This is a genomic window from Variovorax frigidus (assembly GCF_051216515.1).
Classification (GTDB): Bacteria; Pseudomonadota; Gammaproteobacteria; order Burkholderiales; family Burkholderiaceae_C; genus Variovorax.
In genome coordinates, this window is the sequence record NZ_JBPJZF010000022.1 from 1 (window position 1) to 1324 (window position 1324).

General features: G+C 67.2%; 1 protein-coding gene. It reads left to right on the plus strand.

What is annotated here, in order from left to right; translation table 11 throughout:
• A partial coding sequence (locus ACSFBC_RS28425) for a TonB-dependent receptor (protein ID WP_435513678.1) occupies positions 1 to 1324 on the plus strand: 1324 nt, incomplete at both ends.

Consider the following 1324-nt stretch of genomic DNA (forward strand, 5'->3'; position numbering starts at 1 on the left):
CCATCACCGACGTGGCGGACAACAACCCGTCGTTCCGTGCGATCTATCCGGGCAACGACGCGATGACCGATTTCGTCGTGCGCGGCAACAAGGTCAAGGCGCTCGACGCGGCCTATGGCGGTCTTTACGGGCTCATGTCGCCGGGCATCGAGTCGCTGGAGCGTGTGGAATTGCTCTCGGGCGCCAACGCCTTGCTGAATGGACTGGGGCCCATCGGCGGCGTGGGCGGCAGCATCAACCAGGTGCCCAAGCGGGCGGGGGATGCCCCGCTGACACGGCTGACCACGGGCTTCGTGTCGGATTCGCAGTTCGGCGTGCAGGCGGACATCGGCCGCCGCTTCGGGGAAGACAACCGCCTGGGCGTCCGTTTCAACGGCGTCCACAGCGATGGCGACACCGCCACCGATCGACAGAAGAAGAAGGTGGCCATGGGCGCGTTGGCGCTCGACTACCGCGGCGACAGGGTGCGCCTGTCGGCCGACCTGGGCGCGCGGCGCAACGAGAGCAATACGCCCGATCGCACCACCTACGTGGCGGCCGGCATCGCCATCCCGGCCCCACCGAAATCCGGCCGCAGCTGGCAGCAGCCCTGGTCCTACGACAACACCACGTCGCAGACAGCGGTGGTGCGCGGTGAGATCGACCTCGCGCCGGACCTCACCGCCTTCGCTGCGATCGGTGCGTCGCATATGGTGGAGGACGAGCTTTTCGCGAATTCGTTCTTGCAATCGTCTGCCGGACGGCTGACCCAGAACCAGGTGTACTGGCCGCTCTTCAGAAACAGCTCGACGGCCGAGGTCGGTCTGCGCGGGCGTTTCGACACCGGGCCGGTGCAGCACCGCTGGACCGTCTCGGCCTCGAGCCTTCGGGTGCGCAACGGCATCCTGCTGAGCACGCTGGCCCAGACCGTGACCAACATCTACACGCCGGTGTTCGTCGCCGAGCCGAGCACCACCGGCCTGCGCGGCCCGGACGACGTGCCGAAGACCGGCTCGACCGACAACGGCGGCGTGGCGGTTGCGGACACCTTGTCGATGTTCGACGAGCAGGTGCAGCTCACGCTGGGCGTGCGGCAGCAGAACGTCAAGTCGGCCAACTACAGCGCGACGACGGGCGCCACCACCTCCAGCTACGACAAGTCGGCCACCACGCCAGGCGTGGGCCTGATCGTCCGGGCCAGCGAGCATGTCTCGGTCTATGGCAACTACATCGAAGGCCTGCAGCAGGGGCCGACGGCGACGATGGGTTCGGTGAACTCGGGCCAGACCTTCGCGCCCTATGTGTCGAAACAGTACGAAGCGGGCGTGAAGCTCGACTTCGGCGG